This window comes from Streptomyces sp. RKAG293, from assembly GCF_023701745.1.
Lineage (GTDB): Bacteria > Actinomycetota > Actinomycetes > Streptomycetales > Streptomycetaceae > Actinacidiphila.
Genome location: NZ_JAJOZB010000001.1, coordinates 7,002,155 through 7,025,738, shown reverse-complemented (window position 1 = coordinate 7,025,738; position 23,584 = coordinate 7,002,155). Strand labels below are relative to the sequence as shown.

The 23,584-nt window shown below is 72.0% G+C and carries 19 protein-coding genes; 6 read left to right on the top strand and 13 right to left on the bottom strand.

The features are described from left to right. The first annotated feature begins 102 nt into the window (after positions 1-102). Both LNW72_RS31095 and LNW72_RS31090 read left to right on the top strand, forming a co-directional pair. Entirely contained in the window at positions 103-4,911 is a 4,809-nt protein-coding gene (locus LNW72_RS31095; protein WP_250978394.1) for a DUF6531 domain-containing protein, read from the top strand. Positions 4,912-4,924: 13 nt separating this feature from the next. Further along, positions 4,925-5,668 carry a hypothetical protein gene (locus tag LNW72_RS31090; RefSeq protein ID WP_250978393.1) on the top strand — a complete coding sequence of 248 codons (744 nt, stop codon included), beginning with the start codon at positions 4,925-4,927 and terminating at the stop codon, positions 5,666-5,668. A gap of 58 nt (positions 5,669-5,726) precedes the next feature. Here the strand turns inward: LNW72_RS31090 and LNW72_RS31085 are convergent, their stop codons facing one another. After that, complete coding sequence (locus LNW72_RS31085) at positions 5,727-6,911, bottom strand: glycerate kinase (protein ID WP_250978392.1); 1,185 nt, start codon at positions 6,909-6,911, stop codon at positions 5,727-5,729. A gap of 187 nt (positions 6,912-7,098) precedes the next feature. Between LNW72_RS31085 and LNW72_RS31080 the strand changes: the two genes are divergently transcribed. Continuing rightward, positions 7,099-7,632 carry a GNAT family N-acetyltransferase gene (locus tag LNW72_RS31080; RefSeq protein ID WP_250978391.1) on the top strand — a complete coding sequence of 178 codons (534 nt, stop codon included), beginning with the start codon at positions 7,099-7,101 and terminating at the stop codon, positions 7,630-7,632. A gap of 18 nt (positions 7,633-7,650) precedes the next feature. Further along, entirely contained in the window at positions 7,651-8,199 is a 549-nt protein-coding gene (locus LNW72_RS31075; RefSeq protein WP_250978390.1) for an NUDIX hydrolase, read from the top strand. On the opposite strand, the gene LNW72_RS31070 is transcribed toward LNW72_RS31075, so the two are convergent. The 3 genes from LNW72_RS31070 to LNW72_RS31060 are packed head-to-tail and all read right to left on the bottom strand — an operon-like array spanning position 8,181 to position 10,991. Further along, positions 8,181-10,010 carry a gamma-glutamyltransferase gene (locus LNW72_RS31070; protein WP_250978389.1) on the bottom strand — a complete coding sequence of 610 codons (1,830 nt, stop codon included), beginning with the start codon at positions 10,008-10,010 and terminating at the stop codon, positions 8,181-8,183. The two genes, LNW72_RS31075 and LNW72_RS31070, sit on opposite strands and share 19 nt — an antisense overlap. A gap of 7 nt (positions 10,011-10,017) precedes the next feature. Continuing rightward, complete coding sequence (locus tag LNW72_RS31065) at positions 10,018-10,515, bottom strand: NUDIX hydrolase (protein ID WP_250978388.1); 498 nt, start codon at positions 10,513-10,515, stop codon at positions 10,018-10,020. A gap of 8 nt (positions 10,516-10,523) precedes the next feature. Further along, on the bottom strand, positions 10,524-10,991 hold the full coding sequence (locus tag LNW72_RS31060; RefSeq protein WP_250978387.1) for an SCP2 sterol-binding domain-containing protein: 468 nt from the start codon (positions 10,989-10,991) through the stop codon (positions 10,524-10,526). Positions 10,992-11,125: 134 nt separating this feature from the next. Here LNW72_RS31060 and LNW72_RS31055 point away from each other — a divergent pair, with 134 nt between their 5' ends. Beyond that, on the top strand, positions 11,126-11,908 hold the full coding sequence (locus tag LNW72_RS31055) for a DUF4037 domain-containing protein (RefSeq protein ID WP_250980390.1): 783 nt from the start codon (positions 11,126-11,128) through the stop codon (positions 11,906-11,908). A gap of 36 nt (positions 11,909-11,944) precedes the next feature. Here the strand turns inward: LNW72_RS31055 and LNW72_RS31050 are convergent, their stop codons facing one another. Continuing rightward, a complete protein-coding gene (locus LNW72_RS31050; protein ID WP_250978386.1) occupies positions 11,945-12,544 on the bottom strand; it encodes a TIGR03086 family metal-binding protein in 600 nt (199 codons plus the stop codon). 95 nt (positions 12,545-12,639) lie between these two features. Between LNW72_RS31050 and LNW72_RS31045 the strand changes: the two genes are divergently transcribed. Then, positions 12,640-13,380, top strand: a complete 741-nt coding sequence (locus tag LNW72_RS31045; protein WP_250978385.1) for a Sir2 family NAD-dependent protein deacetylase — start codon at positions 12,640-12,642, stop codon at positions 13,378-13,380. On the opposite strand, the gene LNW72_RS31040 is transcribed toward LNW72_RS31045, so the two are convergent. The 8 genes from LNW72_RS31040 to LNW72_RS31005 all read right to left on the bottom strand — a co-directional run bounded on the left by LNW72_RS31040 (position 13,352) and on the right by LNW72_RS31005 (position 23,462). Next, a complete protein-coding gene (locus LNW72_RS31040; RefSeq protein WP_250978384.1) occupies positions 13,352-14,779 on the bottom strand; it encodes an NAD(P)/FAD-dependent oxidoreductase in 1,428 nt (475 codons plus the stop codon). The genes LNW72_RS31045 and LNW72_RS31040 overlap by 29 nt on opposite strands. Beyond that, a complete protein-coding gene (locus LNW72_RS31035; RefSeq protein WP_250978383.1) occupies positions 14,779-15,597 on the bottom strand; it encodes an inositol monophosphatase family protein in 819 nt (272 codons plus the stop codon). Before LNW72_RS31035 ends, LNW72_RS31040 begins: the two co-directional genes overlap by 1 nt. Before the next feature lie 12 nt (positions 15,598-15,609). After that, positions 15,610-17,130: an NCS1 family nucleobase:cation symporter-1 gene (locus LNW72_RS31030; RefSeq protein WP_250978382.1), complete on the bottom strand. Its 1,521-nt coding sequence runs from the start codon at positions 17,128-17,130 to the stop codon at positions 15,610-15,612. 18 nt (positions 17,131-17,148) lie between these two features. Further along, positions 17,149-18,159, bottom strand: a complete 1,011-nt coding sequence (locus tag LNW72_RS31025) for a TIGR03842 family LLM class F420-dependent oxidoreductase (RefSeq protein ID WP_250978381.1) — start codon at positions 18,157-18,159, stop codon at positions 17,149-17,151. A 10-nt stretch (positions 18,160-18,169) separates the two neighbouring features. Then, positions 18,170-19,582, bottom strand: a complete 1,413-nt coding sequence (hydA, locus tag LNW72_RS31020; protein ID WP_250978380.1) for a dihydropyrimidinase — start codon at positions 19,580-19,582, stop codon at positions 18,170-18,172. Further along, positions 19,579-20,910, bottom strand: coding sequence for an aspartate aminotransferase family protein (locus LNW72_RS31015; RefSeq protein WP_250978379.1), 1,332 nt, complete (start codon positions 20,908-20,910; stop codon positions 19,579-19,581). Before LNW72_RS31015 ends, hydA begins: the two co-directional genes overlap by 4 nt. Before the next feature lie 5 nt (positions 20,911-20,915). Beyond that, positions 20,916-21,758 (bottom strand): nitrilase-related carbon-nitrogen hydrolase, encoded by an 843-nt coding sequence (locus LNW72_RS31010; RefSeq protein WP_250978378.1) that lies wholly within the window; start codon positions 21,756-21,758, stop codon positions 20,916-20,918. A gap of 201 nt (positions 21,759-21,959) precedes the next feature. Continuing rightward, positions 21,960-23,462 carry a hypothetical protein gene (locus LNW72_RS31005; protein WP_250978377.1) on the bottom strand — a complete coding sequence of 501 codons (1,503 nt, stop codon included), beginning with the start codon at positions 23,460-23,462 and terminating at the stop codon, positions 21,960-21,962. Positions 23,463-23,584 lie beyond the last annotated feature (122 nt).

Below are 23,584 nucleotides of genomic sequence, written 5' to 3'. Positions count from 1 at the left end.
GCGGGGTAACAGCTTGTCAACAACCCGTCTCTCCCTGGCGATTCAGCCGTTCCACCAGTGCAACAATTGGACCGAAGTTGATCATTCATGGGGGGTTGGACCGTGGCGAATCGACCGACGGATTGGCATGTACTGGATCTGGACCGGGATCCGGTCCCCGGTGATCCGTATGAGGTCAAGGAGCTCGCCCGGAAGCTGGGCGACTTCGCCGATGACGTGTCGTCGGCGCTGCGGTCGGTCAAGGGGCTGAGCGGCGACAGCGCCGTCCAGGACTGGGCGGGCCTGTCGGGGGACGCCTACCGGGAGCAGTTCGGTGATCTGCCGAACGAGCTGACCAAGCTGGAGAAGTCCTACCGGCTGGCGTCGGGGGCGCTGGAGACGTACTGGCCGAAGCTGGAGACGGCGCAGGCCGACGCCGACCGGGCCCTGGCGCAGGGCCGCACAGCCCGGCAGGACCTGGACGCCGCCAAGACCACCCAGGGCACCGCCGATGCCTGGGTGAAGCGGGCGGGCGACAAGTCCAAGGAGTACCAGGCCGACCCGAAGCCGGGCGTGGAGCCGCCGTCCGCAGAAGAGGTCCGCACCGCCACCCGCAACGCGTTGGACGCCTCGAACGCGCAGAAGTCCGCGAACACCGCCGTGCACGACGCCCAGCAGCGCCTGGACGCCGCGAAGGAGCTCGCCGCCCAGGCCGCGCACCTGCGGGACACTGCGGCGTCGACCGCGGAGCACGCCCTGCACGAGGCCTCGGACGCCGGGATCAAGAACAAGCACTGGTGGGAGAAGGCGGTCGACTGGGTCGCCGACCACTGGGACGACATCGTCGCCGTCTGCAAGGTCATCGTCGCCGTCCTCGGCATCATCGTCATGATCATCGGCGGACCCCTCGCCTGGATCGTGCTCGCCGCCGCTCTCGTCGTCCTCGCCGACACCCTCGTCAAATACGCACAGGGCAAGGCATCGCTCTGGGATGTGGCGTTCGCCGCCCTGGACTGCATCCCGATGTTCAAAGGGCTCACCACCGCCGGCGGCCTGCTCAAGATGGCCAAGGAACTTCCCGCGCTCCTCAAGAGCGGCAAGGCCCTGGAGAACGTCGCCAACAGCATCCGCAAGGGCGGCCAGGCGTTCAAGGACGTCTTCACCTCGCTGCGCCGGGGAGCGAAGGACGAGGTCGCGGCGGGCAAGCCGTTCTCCGGGCGCTGCAAGGGCGGCGACCCCATCGACATGATCTCCGGCGAGATGCTGCTGGCCGAGCGGGACGTCTCCCTGGCCGGCATCCTCACCCTGCTGCTGACCCGCACCCACGTGTCCTCGTACCGCACCGGCAGCTGGTTCGGCCCCTCCTGGTCCTCCACGCTCGACCAGCGGCTCGAGGCGGACGGCGACGGCCTGGTCTTCGCCGCCGACGACGCGATGATGCTGGTCTATCCGGTCCCCCGGCCCGACCGGCCCGTCATGCCGGACCACGGTCCCCGCTGGCCCCTGGAGTGGGACGGCACGCCGGCCGGCGAGATCCGGATCACCCAGCCCTCGTCGGGAGTCGTCCGGCACTTCACCCCCGTCGACTCCCCGGCCGGCGCGCCCGACGGGCTGATGTCGCTCGGGCTGACCGCGATATCCGACCGCAACGGGAACCGGATCAGCATCCAGCGCGCCCCGGACGGCACCCCCCTCGCCGTCCGGCACAGCGGCGGCTACCACCTCGCCGTCGACACCTTCGACCGGCGCATCACCGGCCTGCGGCTGCTCGGCACCGAGGACGGCACCGAAGGCACCGTCCTGCGCCGCTACGGCTACAGCGTCAACGGCGACCTCACCGAGGTCACCGACGCCCTGGGGAACACCGAGCGGCTGGAGTACGACGCCGAGGGCCGCGTCGTCCGGCGGACGGACCGCAGCGGCCACTGGTACAGCTGGGAGTACGACGAGGGCGACCGCTGCGTCAGCGGCGCGGGCCAGGACGGCGTCCTGAACTGCACGATCGCCTACGACGACGAGGCCCGAACCACCGTTTACACCAACTCGCTCGGCCACTCCACGACCTACCGCTACAACGAGCGGATGCAACTCGTCTCGTCGACGAACGCGCTCGGCGAGTCGCTGGTCAACGAGTGGGACGAGTTCGACCGGCTGCTCTCCCAGACGAATGCGCTGGGCGCCGCCTCGCACAACAGCTACGACCCGGCCGGGAACCTCACCTCGGTCATCCGGGCCGACGGCACCTCGACCGCGGCCGCCTACAACGAGCAGCACCAGCTGGTGGAGGCCGTCACGCCCGACGGCGGGGTATGGCGGCACACCTACGACGACCGGGGCAATCACATCTCCACCGTCGGCCCGTCGGGTACTCAGGTCCACTACGGGTACGACGGGACCGGTGGGCTCGTGTCCGCCACGGACGCCGCGGGACGAACGAGCTGGGCCCGCTGTGACGCCGCGGGCCTGCCGGTGGAGTTCACCGATGTCCAGGGCGCGGTCAGCGCCATCGAGCGGGACCCCTTCGGCCGCGTGAGCAGCGTCACCGACGTATTGGGACGTACGACTCGCTTCGGCAGGACGGCCGAGGGCAAGGCGGCATGGCGCGAAGCCCCGGACGGCCGGACCGAGTTCTGGGAGTGGGACCCCGAAGGGAACCTGGTGTCCCAGACCGACCGGGCGGGGAACACGACCACGTTCGAGGTCGGCTCCTTCGGTCAGGTCACCGCCCGTTGCCTCAGCGACGGAAACCGGTACGAGTTCGGTTACGACACCGAATTGAATCTGCTGCGCGTGACCGACCCTCAGGAGCGGTCCTGGCAGTACGTGTACGACGAGGTGAACCGGGTGGCGTCGGAGACCGACTTCCACGGCCGCACGCTCACGTACGAAGTGGACGCCATGGGCGGCCTGGTCTCCCGGACCAACGGGGCGGGAGAGGTCATCCGCTTCCGCCGGGACGCACTCGGCAGGACCGTCGAGATGCTCTACGACGACGGTTTCGCGCACTTCACATATGACACGTCCGGAAATCCTGTCCGAGAGGTCAGCCCCGACGTCACGGTGGAACGCGCGTACAGCGCGACCGGCCGGCTGGTGTCGGAGAGCATCAACGGCCGGACCACCACCTTCGAGTACGACGTGCTCGACCGGCGCACCAAGCGACGCACCCCCACCGGGATCGAGTCCACCTGGACCTATGACGCCGGAGGCCATCCAGCCGCTCTGGACACCGCCGGTCACCGCATCAGCTTCGAGTTCGACGGCGCACATCAGGAGACCGGCCGCCGGCTCCCCGGCGATGTCGTGCTCCAGCAGTCATGGGACACCGCGGGACGCATCGCCACCCAGCGTGTCGCCCGTACACCCGAGGAGACGGAGACCCTCCTTCAGCTGCGCACCTACGCGTACCGCCCGGACGGCGTCCCCATCGAGATCACCGAACTCAACTCCGGGACACGGCAGTTCACCCTCGACGCGGCCGGCCGCGTCGAGGCCGTCGACGCGCGTGGCTGGACCGAGAGGTACAACTACGACGCGGTGGGCAACATCAGCAGGGCCGTCACCCCGGGCTCCGACGACAGTGAGGTGGAACGGACCTTCGTCGGGACACGGATCCAGCGCAGCGGGCGCACCCACTACGAGCGCGATGCCGAGGGACGCATAGTCCGCGCCGTCCACCGGCTTCTCAACGGGCAGAAGCGGGTGCGGTCCTATGTCTGGAACAGCCAGAGCCAGCTCGTGTCCACGACGACGCCCGACGGTACGCGGTGGCGGTACACGTACGATCCTGCCGGCCGCCGGACGGCGAAGCAGCGGCTGGACGTCGACGGCGGCGTCACGGACGAGACGCTCTTCGTGTGGGACGGCGCCCGCCTCATCGAGCAGGTGGCGGCGGACGGACGTGCCAGCTCGTGGGACTACGCCCCCGGAAGCTTCCAGCCGGTGGCCCAGCTCGACCAGACCGTCCGGTCGGCGGGTCCGGGCGCTGATGCCGGTTCCGGCACCCGTGGCAGCGGCTTCGGGACCGGCGGGCCGGGCGCGGGCGAGCGGAGCGCGCGGTCCGGCAGCGCCGGTGACGCCTGGCCGCCGCAGGGCGAAGTGGACATCCGCTTCCACTCCATCGTCACGGATCTGGCCGGCACACCGGCCGAGCTGATCTCCGACGACGGCGAACTGGCCTGGCAGCAGCGCACCACGCTCTGGGGAGCCCCACTCCCGGGCCGGCCCGGTGTGGGGGGAGGCGATGACGGCGTCGATTGCCCGCTGCGCTTCCCCGGCCAGTACGCCGACGAGGAGACCGGCTGGAATTACAACTACCAGCGCTACTACGACCCGGAAACCGGGCAGTACGCCACCCCGGACCCGCTCGGGCTGGCTCCCGGTTCGCACGACACCGCCTACGTCCCGAACCCGTTCACCATGATGGACCCGCTCGGGCTGGCCTGGCAGGACCCGAACAACGGCATGCGATTCGGCCGTGACCCGAGCCTCCCGGACCAGGTGGGCGAACGGCAGTACACGCGGGACAGCCAGTACCCTTCGCAATATCGCCAGTCCACGCACGACCATATGACCCAGCACTACACCGACGAGGGACGGGCTCAGGGCAGGGCTCCGCTCGACACCAAAGGAGACCGGATCCCACGGGACGAGCTGACCTGGCGCGACGGCAATGACAACATGATCTGGGATCCGAACGCGGAGAACCCGAAGCCGTTCAGCAAGACGGTGACCTATGAACACAAGGAAGCGGTCGTCGACCACTGGAACAAGGACGGCGGAGGAAGGTTCTCCGACCGCGCGGCGAGAAACGACTTCTACAATCACGTAGCCGATATGGAACCAATGAGCTTCTCCGAGAACGCGCGCGGTGGTGGCCAGATGACGGCCACGTATCTCCAGGAAGTCGGAGAGGGATACTCATGCACCTGATGACGGAGGACTCATGGACATCCGGGCGGTAGTCACCGGTTTCCGCAACGTGGCCCCACTCCCCGGTCTGGAGGACGCCTGGCACTGGTCTCCGGCGCCCGGGATCAACTTCGCGGGCGCTCTGTCCGCCGATGGGGCCCGTCTGCTGCAGACGAACAGCCGCGGGACCTTCGACAACGAACTCGCGGTCGCGGTTCTGACGTTCGCCCGCGCCCATGAAGAGGAGTTCTTCGCCCGCAATCCCCATTTCGGTGCCGTGGCGGGCTTCGCGGCGCCTGGCGGACGCGGCTTCGACGTGGTCGTGGGCATCATGCCGGAGGTGCACGGTTTCTACCGTGTGGAGAAGCCCGACCTGATGCAGTTCGTGCGTCTGGTCTTTCCCGCCCATTCCTTCGAATTCTCCGGGACGGAGACCGTCCCGGAGGCGGTGACCCGCTTCAACCAACTGCGGATGAACCAGCTCGACCGGGAGCCGTTCCCGTTCCTCAAGATGCGGTACGCGAACACCAGGAGCCTCGGCCGGAGTACCAACCCCGGACGTGGATTCGCCACCGCGGCGATTCTTCAGCAGGAACTCCGCGCGATGGACGGCGGACCCGGAAGCTTCGTGGAGTTCGAGAACCGCCACGGCAAGGTCTGGCGCGTCGAGTGGCACGGCGCCTGGTACCTCGCGGAGTGGGACACCCAGGACGGCGAGCCCCGGGAGATCGCCCTCGACGAACTGCTCGCCTTCGCGGCGGCCCGGTTGGTCGACTGAGGCACGGCATGGACACGGGCGGGCCGGAGGTGCTCCGGCCCGCCCGTGTCGCGTTGCGCTACGGCGCCAGGAAGTCCCGGGCCAGTGCCTGGGCGACGCGCTCCAGGAGGGGGCCGGCCTGGGCCATGCAGACGGCCGGGTCCGGCTCGATGTCGGTCAGGGCGTAGGCGCGGCGGATGCCGGCCCCGCCGAGAGCGCCGGGGGCCAGGGCGAGCCGGCCGCAGACGGCGACGACGTCGATGTTGCGGGCGCGGGCGGCCTGTGCGACGCCGACCGGGGCCTTGCCGTGCAGGGTCTGCTCGTCGAGCGAGCCCTCACCGGTGATCACCAGGTCGGCGCGGTCCAGCGCCTCGGCGAAGCCGAGAACGTCGAGCATGACGTCGATACCGGGCCGGAAGGCCGCGTCGAGCCCGACGAGCGCTCCGTAGCCGATACCGCCCGCGGCGCCGGCTCCCGGCGCCTCCGCGGCATTCGCCGCGGCGGAGCCACGGGCCTCGGTGAGCACCTCGACGAACCGTCCGAGGGCGGCGTCGAGGGTGGCCACGTCCTGCTCGGTGGCGCCCTTCTGCGGGCCGTAGACGGCCGCGGCGCCCTTCGGGCCGAGCAGCGGGTTGTCGACGTCGCTGGCGAGCACCACCTCGGTGCCGGCCAGCCGCGGGTCGAGCCCGGAGAGGTCCGCGGTGGCGAGGGCGGCCAGCGCCCCGCCGCCGGGACCGACCGGTGCTCCGTCCGCGTCGAGCAGGCGGGCCCCGAGCGCGACGAGCATGCCGGCCCCGCCGTCGTTGGTGGCGCTGCCGCCGACGCCGAGCACGATGGTGCGCGCACCGTCGTCCAGCGCGGCGCGCAGCAGCTCACCGGTGCCGTGGGTGGTGGCCGTGAGCGGCGCGAAGACGCCCTCCGGCAGGTGCCGCAGGCCGGAGGCCTCGGCCATCTCGACCACGGCGGTGGTGTCACGTACGGCGTACGTGGCGGTCACGGGCTCGCCCAGCGGCCCGGTCACCTGGAGCTCACGTCGCTCGAAGCCGGCCGCGACCGCCGCGTCGACGGTGCCGTCACCGCCGTCGGCGACCGGCAGCGACTCGACCGTCAGCCCCGGCACCACGTGCAGCAGGCCGGCCGTGACGTGCTCGGCGACTTGCACCGCGGTCAGCGAACCCTTGAACTTGTCGGCGGCGATCAGCACGCGCCCCGTTGTGTGTCTTGCAGCGTCGGACACGTTTACTCCCCATCCGATACGGAACATCGCGCCGCTCGGACCATATCCCGCCATCGGCCGCCTGCCCATGGCCGGTCCAGCGCGCCACCCCCGCAAACCGGAAGATTCACGACCATAGCGGGATGTCCTGATCGGTGCCGGCGAGACACGGACCGCGGCACCGGCGGCGGAAATTCCGTTGCGCGGGCCCGGTGCGGTGCGCCAGAGTGCGCCGGTGCTGATCCGACGGGAACGAGCCACCGACATCGACGCGATCCGCGAGGTCATCGCCGCCGCGTTCACCAAGCCCGGCCAGGCCGCGGGCAGCGGCACCGTCGAGGCGCTGCTGGTCGACCGGCTGCGGGCGGACGACGCGTGGCTCCCCGAGCTGTCGCTGGTGGCGACGGACGGGGAGGGGCGGGTGACCGGGCATGCGCTGGCCACCCGCGGCCACGTCGGGGAGACGCCCGTGCTCGCGATCGGCCCGCTGGCGGTGGCTCCCGGCCACCAGCGGTCCGGCGTCGGCAAGGCCCTGATGCACACCGCCCTCGGCGCCTGCGACGCGCTGGGCGCGCCGCTGGTGATCCTGCTCGGCGATCCCCGCTACTACGCACGGTTCGGTTTCCGGCTCGCCGAGGAGTACGGGATCACCCCCGCGGTGCCCGAGTGGCGGCCGTACTTCCAGGTCCGGACGCTGTCCGGCTACGATCCGGCCGATCCGGCACTGCGTGGCGCGTTCGCGTATGCCGCGCCTTTCGACGACGTCTGAGCCGCGTAAGTTGGGTCCGTGACCCAGGACTACGCCTCATACATCGCCGGTCTGCCGAAGATCCTCGCCGGAGCGGCGGTGCTGTTCCGTGACGGGGCGGGCCGTGTGCTGCTCGTGGATCCCAACTACCGCGAGGGCGAGAAGAAGTGGATTCTGCCCGGCGGGACGATCGAGTCGGGGCAGGACGAATCGCCCCGGCAGGGTGCGCGCCGTGAGGCCGCCGAGGAGATCGGCCTGGACATCGCCCCCGGCGCGCTCATCGCGATCGACTGGGTGACCAGCCCCAGCCGGCCGCCGCTGGCGGTGTACCTGTACGACGGCGGGGTGCTCGACGGCACCCAGCTCGGCGCGATCCAGCTGCAGAAGGAGGAGCTGGACGCCTGGAACCTGGTCCCCCTCGACCAGGTCGGCACCTTCGTCCAGCCCGGTATGGAACGCCGGATCCGCGCCGGGTTCACCGCGCTGATGGCCGGCACCGGGCCCGCGGAGCTGGAGAACGGCCACCGGGTCGGCCCGGCGCCCGCGGTGGATCACACCGGCAGGACCGGTCAGCGGCCGACCGCGTAGCCCTGCATGCCGCGCGGGTTGGCGCCCGCGGACAGCACGCCCGTCGCGGGATCGCGGGCGACCGCGCAGAGCCGGCCCTCCGACCAGGGGCCGCCGACCGTCACCTGGTGGCCGCGGCGCCGCAGCTCGCCGATCGCCCGCTCGCCGAGCCGGGACTCGACGGTGACGCTGCCGGGCCGCATGGCACGTGGATGGAACGAGCCGGGGAAGCCGTCGGTGTGCCAGCCGGGCGCGTCGATCGCCTCCTGCAGTCCGAGGCCGCCCAGCGCGACGGCCAGGAAGAAGTGCAGTGACCACTGGTCCTGCTGGTCGCCGCCGGGGGTGCCGAACGCCAGGACGGGTTCGCCGTCGCGCAGCGCCATCGACGGCGACAGCGTGGTGCGCGGGCGGCGGCCGGGCGTGAGGGAGTTGGGCAGCCCCTCCTCCAGCCAGGTCATCTGCAGCCTTGTGCCGAGCGGGAAGCCGAGTTCCGGGATCAGCGGGCTGGACTGCAGCCAGCCGCCGCTCGGGGTGGCGGCGACCATGTTGCCCCAGCGGTCGACGACATCGACATGGCAGGTGTCGCCGCGGGTGCGGCCGTCGGCGGCGACGGTGGGTTCGGAGGTGGGCGCGGCGGCGGAACCTGCGGCTGATCCCGGGGCGGGTTCGCCCGACGCCACGGTCGGTTCACCCGTGCCCGGTGCCCGCGGTGCGCTGTCGACGGTGAAGCGCGGCAGCCGGGGCGCGCGTCCGTCCGGGCTGCCGGGGCGCAGCTCGTAGGACGCGTCGGCGCCGATCAGGGCCCGGCGCCCGGCGTTGTACGCGGGTGACAGCAGCGCGCCGACCGGGACCTCCGCGGCGTCGCCGTACCAGGCCTCGCGGTCGGCCATCGCGAGCTTGGCGCCTTCGACGAGGGTGTGGACGTAGCCGGGCTCCTCGTAGCCGAAGCCGTCGGGCAGCAGGGCGAGCTGCTGGGCGAAGACCGGGCCCTGGCTCCACGGCCCCGGCTTGCAGACCGTCCAGCCGAACCGGTCGTATGTGAGCGGGGGTTCGTAGCGGGCCTCGTAGCCGGTCAGGTCGTCCCCGTTGAGCGTCGAGGCGTGCCGTTCGCCGGAGGTGTCCATCGCGGGGCGGGCCGCGGCGGCGGCCAGCGCCTCGCCGATGAAGCCCGAGCGCCAGATCCGCCGGGCGGCCTCGATCCGCTCCTCCCGCCCACTGCCCGCCGCCTGCGCGTCGGCCTCGCGCAGCAGGCGCCGCCAGGTGGCGGCGAGGGCGGGGTTCCGCAGCAGGGCGCCAGGCCGCGGTGCCCGGCCCGCCGACAGATAGAGCGCGGCGGAAGCGGTCCACTCGGTCGCGAAGAGGGTGCGCACCGCCTCCACGGTCGCGCCGATCGCCGCGACCGCCGGATGCCCGTGTTCGGCGTAGCCGATGGCGTACTTCAGGACCTCGGCGGGGGACTTCGTGCCGTGGTCGCGCAGCAGCACCATCCACGCGTCGAACGCGCCCGGCACGGCGGCGGCCAGCGGTCCGGTGCCGGGCACCAGGTCCAGGCCGAGGCTCCGGTAGTGCCCGACGGACGCTCCGGCGGGGGCCGGCCCCTGCCCGCACAGCACCCGCACCGGTCCGCCGGCCGGGGCGAGGAGGATCGGCACCTCGCCCGCGGGACCGTTCAGATGCGGTTCGACGACGTGCAGGACGAAGCCGGCGGCCACCGCGGCGTCGAACGCGTTGCCCCCGTCCTCCAGCACGGCCATCGCCGACTGCGACGCCAGCCAGTGCGTCGAGGAGACCATGCCGAAGGTGCCCTGGAGGGTGGGCCGGGTGGTGAACACCGGGCGCCTACCCGGCCCGGGTGCCGGTGCCGGCGACGAACCCGAGCTCGACGGGACGCTCCGGCGGACCCTCGTCGCGCAGCCGGGCGAGCAGCTCCGGCAACTGCGGGGGCCACAGCGCCTCCGGGGTCGCCGCGAGCTCCTCCGGGGTCCACCAGCGCCACTCCAGGATCCCGTCCTCCTGGTGAACGCCGCTCACATCACCCGTCGGCGGCCTGCGCGGGCCGTTGCCGAGGAAGATGTGCTCGAACTGCCGGACCGGCACACCGGCCCGGGTGAAGTCGTGCTCCCAGGTGCACAGCACAGCGCCGGGTTCGACATCCGACCAGCCGGTCTCCTCCAGCACTTCCCGCAGCGCCCCCTGCACGGGGGTCTCCCCCGGGTCGAGGCCGCCACCGGGCATGAGCCAGTGGACGCCGACTTCCTCGTTGTCCGACCGGAGCAGGAAAATCGCTCCGGCCGGGTCGAGCACCGCGACTCTCGCCGCCTGCCGGGGTATCCGCATCTACACCCTCACGCCTTCGGTATGTCGAAGAAGTACGTCAGTCCGCCGGCGAGGCGGATGTCGCCCTGGATCTTGAGCTTACGGGTGAAGAACAGCGCCGGGCCAGAGGCGTTGCCCGAGACGAGCTTGAGGAATTCCGGGGCGGCCATGGTGAGGGTGAGCTGCGGATCGCGGCCGCTGTCCTGCCGGGAGACCGTGCAGGCGCCCTCGGCGATATGCGTCTCGTAGACGTCGCGGGCGTCGTCGCCGTTGGTGATCCGCCACCGGATGAGCGCATCACGCTTGCCCGCGACGTCCGGCTTGAAGAGGGTCTCCATCCGGTTGAACACCTCGTCGAGCACGCGCTCGCGCTGCGGCCCGCTCATCAGCTCGGCGATCCGCCGGACGGGCAGCTCCTTGACGATGCGGGCGAATTCCTTCGGCTCGACCGTACCGAAGTCGAGCGTGTCGAGGTCGAGATCGCCGATGTCGGCCATGCCGGGCACCACCCTTACTCCAGAGTAAGTTTACTGGTGGGTAAGCCTAGAGCCGCCACGTCTAGGCTGGCAACGTGTCCCACGATTCCTCCCCCGCCCCCTCCCCCGGCGCTGAGAGCCCTGCCGTGCACGCGATGGCCGAGCGGCTGGCCGGTCTCCCGGGCATCGCCGGTGTGCTGCTCGGCGGCAGCCGGGCCCGCGGCACCCACCGCCCGGACTCCGACTGGGACCTCGGCCTGTACTACCGGGGTGAGCCCGACACCGCGGCGCTGGCCGCCCTCGCGGCGGAGTTCACCGGCGGACCCGTCGAGGTCGCGAGCCCCGGCGGCTGGGGACCCTGGGTGAACGGCGGCGCCTGGCTGACGGTCGACGGGCTGCCGGTCGACTGGATCCTGCGCGACCTCGACCGCGTCGAGCGCGTCTGGGACGACTGCCGCGCAGGCCGCTACGAGGTCGGCACGCAGCCCGGCCACCCGCTCGGCTTCTGGTCCCCCGCCTATCCGGGCGAGGTGGCGCTGGGCCGCGTACTCGCCGATCGGGAAGGGGAGTTGACGGCACTACGGGAGCAGACCCGGCACTATCCCGAACCGTTGCGCGCGGCGCTCGTCGCCGCCGCCTGGGAAGCGGAGTTCTCGGTGGCCGCCGCCCGCAAGTCCGCCCGCGCGGGCGACACACTGCATGTCGCGCTCTGTCTGTCCCGGGCGGTCGGCGTCCTCACCCAGTCCCTCCACGCACACCACCGCGCCTGGTGCCTCAACGAGAAGGGCGCGCTGGCGGCCGCCGCGGCGCTCCCCGGGACGCCCCCGGACTTCCGCACCCGCGCCGAGGCCGTCCTGACCCGGCTCGACGATCCGGCGGCCGCCGTCGAAGCGGCGGCCGCACTCGTCGCCGACACCCGCGACCTGCTCGACTCCTAGACAGAGAGCCGGACAGGTCGCGGGGCCGGGACGGCATCACGCGTCCCGCGGCCACTGCGGGGAGCGGCCCAGTATCGCGACGATCCGGTCGAGCGGATCGCCCGTACCGCCGTCGGCCACCGCGGGCCCGAACGCCGCGCCGGCGGTCAGCCGGCTCTCCCCCGCCGGTACCGCCGCGGCCACCGGCAGCGCCGCCTCCAGCACCTCCGGGTCGAACTTCGCGTCGACGCCGAGCGCCCGCGCGACGTCCCAGCCGTGCACCACCGTGTCCACGAAGTGGAATCCGATCGCCACCGGCGCAGGGAAGGCCCGCCCGTCGCGGATCTCCGGAAGCCACCAACTCCGGTCCAGCACCCCCGATTCGGTGAAGGCCGCCGCCACATCGGCGGCCGACGCCGCGAACGCCCCGGCCGGGTCGTCCCCCACCGGCCGGTCGGCGAACACCGACCGGTCCTTCGTCTCCCCCCGCGCAGCCGCGGCGAAGCCGTGGTTCTGCCCCACCATGTGCTCCAGCAGCTGCCGCAACGTCCAGTCCCCGCACGGCGTGGCCACATCCAGCCGGGTCGCGCCGATCCTTCCGGTGATCTCTTCCGCCGTCCGCAGCGCCTGCCGATGCAATACCCGAAGATCCGTCATACCCGAAACCGTAGCCGCCGGGTACGACAACGCGGTGGGTCCGCCGCGGCGGAAACCCGCTCGTCCGCACCCGTGTTGCGCCCTACGCTGCGGAGATGACCAACCGCAAGCCCCTCGTGGCGATCCTGAGCGGGGCCGGCATCTCCACGGACTCGGGGATTCCGGACTACCGCGGCCCCAACGGCCTGTGGCGGCGCGACCCCGGTGCGGAGAAGCTCGTCACCTACGACACGTACATGGCCGACCCGGACGTCCGCCGCCGCGCCTGGCTCATGCGGCGCGACAGCGAGACCTGGCACGCGCGCCCCAACGCCGCGCACCTCGCGGTGGCGGAACTGGAGCGGTCCGGCGTCCCGGTCCGCGTCATCACCCAGAACGTCGACGGGCTGCACCAGTTGGCGGGGCTGCCCGCCCGCAAGGTGCTGGAACTGCACGGCACCGCCCGCGCCGTCGTCTGCACGAAGTGCCATGCGCGCAGCGGCATGGACACCGCGCTGGAGCGGGTGGCGGCCGGCGAGGAGGACCCGCCGTGCCTGGTGTGCGGAGGGATCCTGAAGTCCGCGACGGTGATGTTCGGGCAGCGGCTCGACCCCGCGGTGCTGGCGCAGGCGATGGCCATCGCCAAGGCGTGCGACGTGTTCTTCTCCGTGGGCACGACGCTGCGGGTGCAGCCCGCCGCGTCACTGGCGGGCATCGCGGCCGAGCACGGGGCACGGCTGGTGATCGTGAACGCGGAGCCCACGCCCTACGACGAGTTGGCCGCCGAGGTGGTGCGGAAGCCGATCGGCACGGCGCTGCCCGCGCTGCTCAGCGCGCTCGCTTCGCCAGGGACCTGAGGACGGAGCGGGCCGCGTGGTGCCCGCTCATGCCGTGCACTCCGGGACCCGGCGGGGTCGCGGAGGAGCACAGGAAGACGTTGGGGCGGGCGGTGGCGTAGGGGTTCCAGGCGATCTTCGGGCGCAGCACGGTCTGGATCCCGGCGAAGGCGCCGCAGGCGATGTCACCGCCGACGTAGTTGACGTTGTGAGCGGCGAGTTCGGCCGGTCCCGCGACGGCGCGGGCCAGGACGAGGTCGCGGAAACCGGGCGCGAAGCGCTCGATCTGCCGCTCGACGGCGTCGGTGGCGTTGCCGCGCCAGTCGTGCGGGACGTGGCCGTAGGCCCAGAAGACGTGCTTGCCCTGCGGGGCGCGGGAGGGGTCGACGACCGTCGGCTGCGAGGTGATCAGGAAGGGGGTCTGCGGCGGCCGGCCGCTGACCGCCCGGTTGAGCGCGTCGCCGATCTCCGTATACGTCGGGCCGATGTGGACCGTGCCGGCGCGGCGGGCGTCGGGCGCGGTCCAGGGGACGGGACCGTCCAGCGCGTAGTCGATCTTGAAGACGGACGGGCCGTAGCTGAAGTTCCGGTAGGCGTCGCCGAGTCCGGCGATCCGGGCCAGCGCGGTCGGTGAGGTGTCGAAGACGTAGGCCCGCGCGGGCGGCAGCTCGTCGAGCTTGCGCACCGTCACCCCGGTGTGGACGACGCCGCCCTGCTCCGTGAGGTACGAGGCGAGGGCGTCCGAGATCGCCTGCGAGCCGCCGCGCGCGATCGGCCAGCCGACCGCGTGCGCGGCGAGCGCGAACATCAGGGCGGTGGCGCCGGTGAGCGGTGCGGTGAGCGGGGTGATCGCGTGCGCGGCCAGACCGGCCAGCAGGCCACGGGCCTTGGGGTCGCGGAACCGCCGGGCCAGCAGGGCGACCGGCGGCAGCCCGGTCAGACCGAACCGCGCGAACCGGTAGGGGTCGATGGGCACCCCGCGCCACTGGGGCCGCAGCAGGTCGGCGGCCATGGTGTTCCAGTGGCCGATGTACGGGGCCACCAGCCGCCGGTACCGGACGGCGTCGTGCGCGCCGAAGGACGCGGCGGTCTCCCCCACCGAACGCGACAGCAGCGCGGCCGTGCCGTCCGGGAAGGGGTGCGCCATCGGCAGCTCGGGGTGCAGCCACTCCAGGCCGTGCGCGCGCAGCGGCAGCGCCTTGAACGCGGGCGAGCCGGCGCCCATGGGGTGCACCGCGGAGCACGGGTCGTGCCGGAAGCCCGGCAGCGTCAGCTCCTGGGTCCTGGCGCCGCCGCCGATCGTGTCGGCCGCCTCGTAGATCTGTACGGACAGGCCCGCGCGGGCCAGCTCGGCCGCGGCCGTCAGCCCGTTCGGCCCGGCCCCGACGACCACCACGTCCACTACTGCGGTCCGGCTCATCACGCGCCCATCAGCTCGATGATCCGCCGCGCGGTCTCCGCGTCGCGGGCGATGGAGAACGGCAACGCGTTGCCTCCGGGGATACGGAACGGCTCACCGATCACCGTCAGGCTCGCGCCGCCGGCCTCGGTCACCAGGAGCAGCCCGGCGGCGTGGTCCCAGGGCAGTTCCCAGAAGAAGGCGACGCCGTCGACGCCGCCCCTGGCCAGCTCCAGGTACTCGATGCCGGCGCAGGTGCACGAGCGGGTCGCCGCGCCGGCCGCCTCCAGCCGGCCGAGCAGCACCCGCTCCTGGCCGGTGCGGAAGACCGGGTTCGACGTCGAGACCCGCAGGGTGCCGTCCGGTGCGGCGGCCGTGCGCATCCGCTGCCCGTTGAGATACGCGCCGGCGCCGCGCCGCGCGGTCGCCATCAGGCCCCGCTCGGGGACGTAGGTCCAGGACGCGAGCGGCTCGCCACCCTGCACGAGGGTGACGAGCGTCGCGTAACCGTCCTCGCCGCGTACGAAGTTGGCGGTGCCGTCGACCGGGTCGACGACCCACACCGGGTCGTCGCCGTCCAGCCGCTTGAGGACGCCGGGGTCGGCGCTGACCGCTTCCTCGCCGACGACCACGGAGCCCGGCAGCAGCGCGGTCAGCTCCTCGGTGAGCCGTTCCTCCGCCCGGCGGTCGGCGGTGGTCACCAGGTCGTAGGGGCCGTTCTTCTCGATCACGTCCTCGGCCGCGAGCCGCCGCCAGCGTGGCGTGACCTCCTCGGCGACCACGGTCCGCACCACCCGCTCGACGGCGGCGAGCAGCTCCTCGTTGACCTCGTTGACCATGGCTCCATCAAATCAGACCGGGGCCGCGTCCTGTCGTACGGTTCGCCGGAGCAGGGGGTGCATGAGGGCCGTGTAGAGGACGAGCGCGGAGCCGAGGCCGACGGCCCAGCCGTAGTCCGCGAGCGGTTTGAGGAACGGGATCATGCCGTCGGCGGGGAAGGGGCCCTTGCCGGGCTCCGAGTGGGAGCCGCCGACCGCCAGCACCCCGCCGACGACGAAGGCCGCGACCGCCCGCCAGTTCCAGCCTGCGGTGTACCAGTAGCGGCCGCCGGGAGTGTAGAGGTCCACCAGGTCCAGGACGGTGCGGCGGATGATCCAGTAGTCGGCGATGAGGATGCCGGCGACCGTTCCCAGCAGCCCGCCGACCACGCCCAGCCAGGTGAAGATGTAGAACTCGGGGGTCTCGATGAGCTTCCACGGGAAGATCACCACGCCCACCACTCCGGTGATCAGCGCCCCGGTGCGGAAGTTGATGTACTTCGGCGCGAGGTTGGACAGGTCGTAGGCCGGTGACACCACATTGGCCGCGATGTTCACACTGATGGTCGCGATGAGCACGGTGACCAGCGCGAAGACCAGGCCGAAGACGTTGTCGGTCTTGGCGGCCAGCTCGACCGGGTTCCAGATGGCCGCTCCGTAGACGGCCTGCGATCCGGAGGTGACCAGGACCGACAGCAGCGCGAAGAACGTCATCGTCGTGGGCAGGCCCAGCGACTGGCCCCAGATCTGGGCCCGCTGGCCGGCGCCGAAGCGGGTGAAGTCGGGGATGTTCAGCGACAGGGTGGACCAGAAGCCGATCATGCCCATCAGCGACGGGAAGAAGACCGGCCAGAAGTCGCTGCCCCAGCCGAGCTTCGACGGCTGGTCGAGCAGCGGCCCCAGGCCGCCGGCCTTCACCGTGATCCAGATCAGCAGCACGACGGCGCCGACGAGGACGAACGGCGCGGCCCAGTTCTCGAAGCGCCGCAGGGTGTCCATGCCCCGGTAGATGATGGCCAGTTCGAGGACCCAGAAGACCACGAAGCACAGCCACATGGTCCACGGATAGCCGCCGATCTTCCCGACGTCCGCCCAGCCGCCGCCGAAGATCTTGCCGAGCAGGATGAATATGCCCTGCCCGCCGATCCAGGTCTGGATGCCGAACCAGGCACAGGCCACCGCGGCTCGCACCAGCGCCGGCAGGTTCGCCCCGCGCAGTCCGAAGGAGGCCCTGGCCAGTACCGGGAACGGAATGCCGTACCGGGGTCCCGCGTGCCCGGTGAGCAGCATCGGGAAGAGCACGATCACGTTCGCCAGGGCGATCGTGAAGACCGCCTGCTTCCAGTCCATGCCGAGCGCGACGAGGCCGGAGGCGAGCGTCCAGGACGGGATGTTGTGCGCCATCCCGATCCACAGCGCGGTGAAGTTGTACGTCGTCCACGTGCGGCGCGCGACCGGGACGGGCAGCAGGTCGTCGTTGGCGAACCGGGTGTCGGGCAGGGCCGCGCCGGCCGGCAGTTCGACGCGGTCACCCGGGCTTGCGGTTATGGGCATCGGCACCTCATCTCGGGGTCATCTCAGGGCGGGGATGATGTGCTCGCCGTAGGCGTCGATGGTCGACTCCTTGGCGTCGTGCATGTCGTACAGCGCGAACTGGTCGACGCCCAGCCCACGGAGGTGTTCGAGCTTGGCGAGATGCGCCTCGACCGGGCCGAGCAGACAGAAGCGGTCGACGATCTCGTCGGGCACGAAGGCGGTGTCGGGGTTGCCCGAGCGGCCGTGGTGGGCGTAGTCGTACCCCTGGCGCTGCTTGATGTACGCGGTCAGCTCGTCGGGCACCAGGCCGGAGTGCTCGCCGTAGCGGGAGACGAGGTCGGCGACGTGGTTGCCGACCATGCCGCCGAACCAGCGGCACTGTTCGCGGGCGTGCGCGAGCTGTTCGTCGCTGCCGTCCGTGACGTAGGCGGGCGCGGCCACGCAGATGGTGATGGCGGACGGGTCGCGGCCGGCGGCCGACGCCGCTTCCCGCACGGCGTGGATCATCCACTCGGTGAGGAACGGGTCGGCCAGCTGCAGGATGAAGCCGTCGGCCTTCTCACCGGCCAGGGCGAGCGCCTTGGGCCCGTAGGCGGCCATCCAGACGGGCAGCTTCCCGTTCTCCACCCACGGCAGCCGCATGGGCGTGCCGTCGACGGACGCCTCGCGGCCCTCGGCGAGGTCGCGGATGACGCCCATCGCCTCGCCGACGCGCGCGAGGGTGTTGGGCTTGCGCCCGGCGACCCGCATCGCCGAGTCGCCGCGCCCGATGCCGCACACCGTGCGGTTGCCGTACATGGAGTTGAGGGTGGCGAAGGTGGACGCGGTCACCTCCCAGGTGCGGGTGCCGGGGTTGGTGACCATCGGGCCGACGATCAGTGTGCGGGTGTGTTCGAGGATGCGGCTGTAGATGACGAAGGGCTCCTGCCAGAGCACGGCGGAGTCGAAGGTCCAGCCGTGGGTGAACCCGTTGCGCTCGGCGCGGCGCATGAGGCCGACGACACCGGAAGCGGGCGGATCCGTCTGCAGGACGAGGCCGAAGTCCATGGCGCTGCTCCTAGATGAGGTACTGGCAGGTGCTGCGCGGGGTGTACTGGCCGTGGCCGGCCCGCCCCACGTACGTCCGGTCGGTGATCACGGGCTCGCCGCGCGACAGGACGCTCTCGACCCGTCCGGTGAGCCGCTTCCCCTCGTACGCCGAGTAGTCGACGTTCATGTGATGGGTCTCGGCGGAGACGACCTGCTCGGCGTGCGGGTCGTAGATGACGATGTCGGCGTCGGCGCCGGGCGCGATGGTGCCCTTGCGCGGGTAGAGGCCGAACATCCTGGCCGGGGTGGCGCAGGCGATCTCGATCCAGCGCCGCCGGCTGATGCGGCCGTCCACGACCGCCTGGTGCAGCAGGTCCATCCGGTTCTCCACGCCCGGCAGCCCGTTGGGGATCTTGGAGAAGTCACCCCGGCCGAGGTCCTTCTGCCCGGTGAAGCAGAACGGGCAGTGGTCGGTGGAGACGACCTGGAGGTCGTTGGTGCGCAGCCCCCGCCAGAGCGCCTCCTGGTGCTCCTTGGGGCGCAGCGGTGTGGAGCAGACGTACTTGGCGCCCTCGAAGCCCGGCTCGGCGAGGTTGTCGGTGGACAGGAAGAGGTACTGCGGACAGGTCTCGCCGAAGACGTTGAGGCCCTTGTCGCGCGCCTGCACCAGCTCGGCGAGCGCCTCCTCGGCGGAGACGTGCACGACGTACAGCGGGGAGCCCGCCACCCGCGCGAGCTGGATGGCCCGGTGGGTGGCCTCGGCCTCCAGCAGGGCCTTGCGGACCTCGCCGTGGTAGCGGGGGTCGGTGTGGCCGGCCGCCAGCGCCTGCTGGACGAGGACGTCGATGGCGATGCCGTTCTCGGCGTGCATCATGATCAGGCCGCCGTTGCCGGCGGAGCGCTGCATGGCGCGCAGGATCTGGCCGTCGTCGCTGTAGAAGACGCCGGGGTAGGCCATGAACAGCTTGAAGCTGGTCACACCCTCCTCCACCAGGATGTCCATCTCCTTCAGCGTGTCCTCGTTGACGTCGGAGAGGATCATGTGGAAGGCGTAGTCGATGGCGCACTGGGCGTCGGCCTTGGCGTGCCAGGCGTCCAGGCCGGAGCGCAGCGAGTGGCCGACGCTCTGGACGGCGAAGTCCACGATCGTCGTGGTGCCGCCCCAGGCCGCGGCCCGGGTGCCGGTCTCGAAGGTGTCGGACGCCGCGGTGCCGCCGAACGGCAGCTCCATGTGGGTGTGCGCGTCGACGCCGCCCGGGATGACGTACTTGCCGGCGGCCTCGACGATCCGGGCGTCGCCGGAGGTCCAGCTCTCCGCGACGGCCGACTCGTGGGCGGCGAGGGCCACCACCCGGCTGCCCTCGATCAGCACATCGGCGTGGACCTCCTCGGCCGCGGTGATGACGAGTCCGCCGCGGACGACGGTACGTTCAGTGCTCATGACCTGCCTCCGGCGAGCTTGTCCTGGGTCTGCCTGAGCGCGTCCGCGAGGGCGCTCGCGCCTTCTTCCGCCTCGGCGACGCTGAGCGTCAGCGGCGGTGCGATCCGCAGCGCGTTGCCGGCCCGGCCGCCCTTGCCGATCAGCAGCCCGTACTCGCGGGCCGCCTCCAGCACCAGGCTCGCGGCCTGCGCCGACGGTTCGCCGGTGTCGGGTTCGACGAGTTCGAGGCCGAGCATCAGGCCCCGGCCGCGCACCTCGCGGACGATGGGCAGCGCGGCGCTGATCGCCTCCAGCCGGGACTTGAGCAGCCCGCCGACCCGGCGGGCGTTGCCCTGCAGGTCGTGGTCGACGAGGTACGTCAGGTTGGCGAGCGCGCCCGCGGTGGTGATCGGGCTGCCGCCGAAGGTCGAGATGGAGTTCGCGGTCAGGCAGTTCATGACCTCGGCGCGGGCCACGACACCGCCCATGGACATGCCGTTGCCGATGCCCTTGGCGAAGGTCAGGATGTCCGGCGGGCCGGCCTGGTCGTGGGCCTGCCAGCCCCAGAAATGATCACCCGTCCGGCCCCAGCCGGTCTGCACCTCGTCGGTGATCCACAGGATGCCGTGCCGGTCCAGGACCCGCTTGAACGCGGCCAGCAGCCCGTCAGGCCCGGAGGTGAAGCCGCCGACGCCCTGGATCGGTTCCGCGATCAGCGCCGCGACGCTGCCGTTGGCCTGGCCGAGGATGTCCTCCAGGTCCTCGACGCACGCGGCGGTGAACGCGGCGTCGTCCAGGTGCGCGTACGGGCCGCGGGAGCGGACGCCGCCGTGCACGTACAGCGTCTGGAGCGGGGAGAGGCTGGTCGGCGACCAGGCGGAGTTGCCGGTGATGCCGATCGAGGTGAAGGAGCGGCCGTGGTAGCTGTTGCGCAGCGCCAGGACCTGGTTCGAGCCCCGGTAGGCGGTGGCGAGCAGCAGCGCGGTGTCGTTCGCCTCGGTGCCGGAGGTGGTGAAGAAGACCCGGGCGTCCGGGATGCCGGACAGCCGGGCGATGCGCTCGGCCAGGTCGACGGTCTGCCGGCTCAGATAGAGCGTCGAGGAGTGCAGGATCTTCCCGGCCTGCTCGGTGATGGCGGCGGTGACCTCGGGGAGGGCGTGCGCGGTCATCGTGGTCAGGATGCCGCCGAAGAAGTCGAGGTAGCGGTTGCCCTCGGCGTCCCAGACGTGGCGGCCCTGGCCGTGGGTGATCTCGATGGGCTCGCTGTAGTACGTGGCGAGCCAGTCGGGCATGACGGCCTGGTGGCGGGCGTGCAGGGCGGAGTGCAGGTTCTCGGTCACAGTGGCCATAACGATCAGGCCTCCGTGAGGTCGCCGTAGGCGTCCGGCCTGCGGTCCCGGTAGAACGCCCACTGCTGGCGCACCTCGTCGATCAGGTCGAAGTCCAGGTCCCGGACGACCAGCTCCTCCTTGGTGTCGGACCCGACCTCGCCGACGAACTTGCCGCGCGGGTCGACGAAGTAACTGGTGCCGTAGAAGTCGTTCTCGCCGTACTCCTCCTGGCCCACCCGGTTGATGGCGGCGATGTAGTACTCGTTGGCGACGGCGGCGGCGGGCTGCTCCAGCTGCCAGAGGTAGGCGGACAGCCCGCGTGAGGTCGCCGACGGGTTGTAGACGAGCTGGGCGCCGGCCAGCCCCAGGGCGCGCCAGCCCTCGGGGAAGTGCCGGTCGTAGCAGATGTAGACGCCGATCCGGCCGACCGCGGTGTCGAAGACCGGCCAGCCGAGGTTGCCGGGCTTGAAGTAGAACTTCTCCCAGAACCCCTTGACCTGCGGAATGTGGTGCTTGCGGTACTTGCCGAGGAAGGTTCCGTCGGCATCGATGACCGCGGCGGTGTTGTAGTAGAAGCCGGACTGCTCGACCTCGTAGACGGGCACGACGATCACCATGCCGGTCTCGCGGGCGAGCGCCTGCATCCGCTGGACGGTGGGTCCGTCGGGGACCGGTTCGGCCCAGCGGTAGTGCTCGGCCTCCTGGACCTGGCAGAAGTAGGGGGCGTTGAACACCTCCTGGAAGCCGATGACCTTGGCGCCCTGGGCGGCCGCGGCCCGGGCGTACTCCTCGTGCTTGGCGATCATCGACTCGGTGTCACCGGTCCAGGTCGCCTGGACGAGCGCGGCACGCACAACGTTGCTCATGAGCAGCTCCTCTGACGTGGCATCACGTCCGGTCTACGCACGTAGATTCCGGCCGTGTGGAAGAACGTAGAAGCGCCTTACCCGCTCTGGCAAGACCGCTACCGTTACTTGACCGGGACGATCACGTTTCCAGCCCGACCGGGGCAACCGGCGGCCGCTCCGGCAGTCCGGCGTGCTCCGGCGCCGGTGATTTCGGCGCGCTCACCGGTCCGGCAGGCCCGCGCGGCGCAGGGCGGCCGCGATGTCCCGGCGGCGTGGCTTGGAGATCGACGCGGCGACCTCCAGCAGCGGCGTGGCGAGCCCGGGGTACGCGCCGGCGACGGCCGCGGCCTCCTCGGGCAGCCGGGTCCTGACCACGGCGCCCAGGAGTATCCCGGCCTCCTCGCCCCCGTTCTCCTCGTACAGCGCGGCCGCCAGCACCGCGACCTCGCCGGCGGGGCGTGCCGCGGCCTGGTGCAGCAGGGTGCGGCAGTCGTCCGTGCGGCCGGCCTGCGCCAGCGCGGCCGCGGCGGCGGCCAGCCGGTCCGGCGGCAGGACGGCGACCTCCCACAGGAGCGTCGCGACGTCCGCCGCCAGTCCGGCGCGTTCCAGCTCGCGGGCCAGCACCGGCAGCGCGGCGGCCGGGCCGGCCGCCGCCTCGCACAGCACCACGTACGCCTCCCCGCCGCGCCCGGCCCGGCGCAGGCCGCCCAGCCGGGCCGCCTCACTGCGGGCCTCCGCCTGCCGCGGTCCGGCGTCGGGCGGTACGCCGGCGGCCGGTGCCGGTGCCTCCTCGGCGGCGACACCGGCGAAGCGCGCGCCGCGCGGCGCGGGCCCTGCCGCGGGTCCGGGGGCGGCTGTCGCGGCGGGGCCCTCCTGCCGGGGCGCCTCGGACGCCGCGTCGTCCGCCTCGTCGAACGGCTCGTCGAACGGCTCGTCGAACGTCGTCGCGAACCGGGCGCCGCGCGGGCGCGACCCGGTACCGCGCCCGGCCGCCTTGGGTCGGCGCTTGCCCCGTCCGGCCGGAGCGGCCGGCGCGACGGGTTCGGTGCTCCCGGCCGGTCCGGCGGCGGAGCTCTGCTCCGGCATCGAACGGCCCACCGGGTCCGGCGTGCGCGGGCGGAACCAGTCGTCCGGCGCGGGGGAACGGTCGGCGGCGGACCGGTCCGTGAAGAACTCTCCGGCGAGCCGCTTCTCGACCGCGTCGAGCCGGGCCTGCAGCTCCGCGCAGCGCGCGCCCGCGCGTTCCCGGTCGTCGCGGGCCCAGGCGAGGGCGTTGGCCAGCCGCCCCGCCGTCACGGAGTGGGGGTCGCCGCCCGTCGCTCCGTACTCGTGCGCCGCGTGCGCGGCCTCGCGTTCGCGCAGCACGGCGTCGTGGCGTTCGCGGAGCATCGCGTCCAGCCGGGAGCGCAGCGCCGTCCCGCTGCCGGGGGCCGCGTCCCGGCCGGCCGCGGCGGCGCGGTACAGCCGCTGGGCGCGGCCGACGTCGGCCGGGTCGACCGGTGCGCCCCGCAGGGCGGCCAGGTCGTGGAGGACGGCGTGCACCACGTCCCAGGGCGCCAGCTCCACGCCCGCCTCGTACGCGTTCACCCCGCCCGGGTCACGTCGCGACAAGGCGCCGTACCAGCCCGGCGCGGCCCCCAGTCCGGCGACCAGCTCCCGGAAGAATTCGGTGAACTCCCTAGCAGAGTCGGCCAGTTGAGGTCCGGCGCCGCGCTGTGTCATCGCTGCTGCCTCTCCGCCCCCGCCCCGGAGGCATGCAGTCCCGTCCCAGCATTCGACACCATTCGTGTTACGGGGCGGCTACGGGGAGTTTTCGTCCACACCGCAGCTGCCCCAACCGCCTT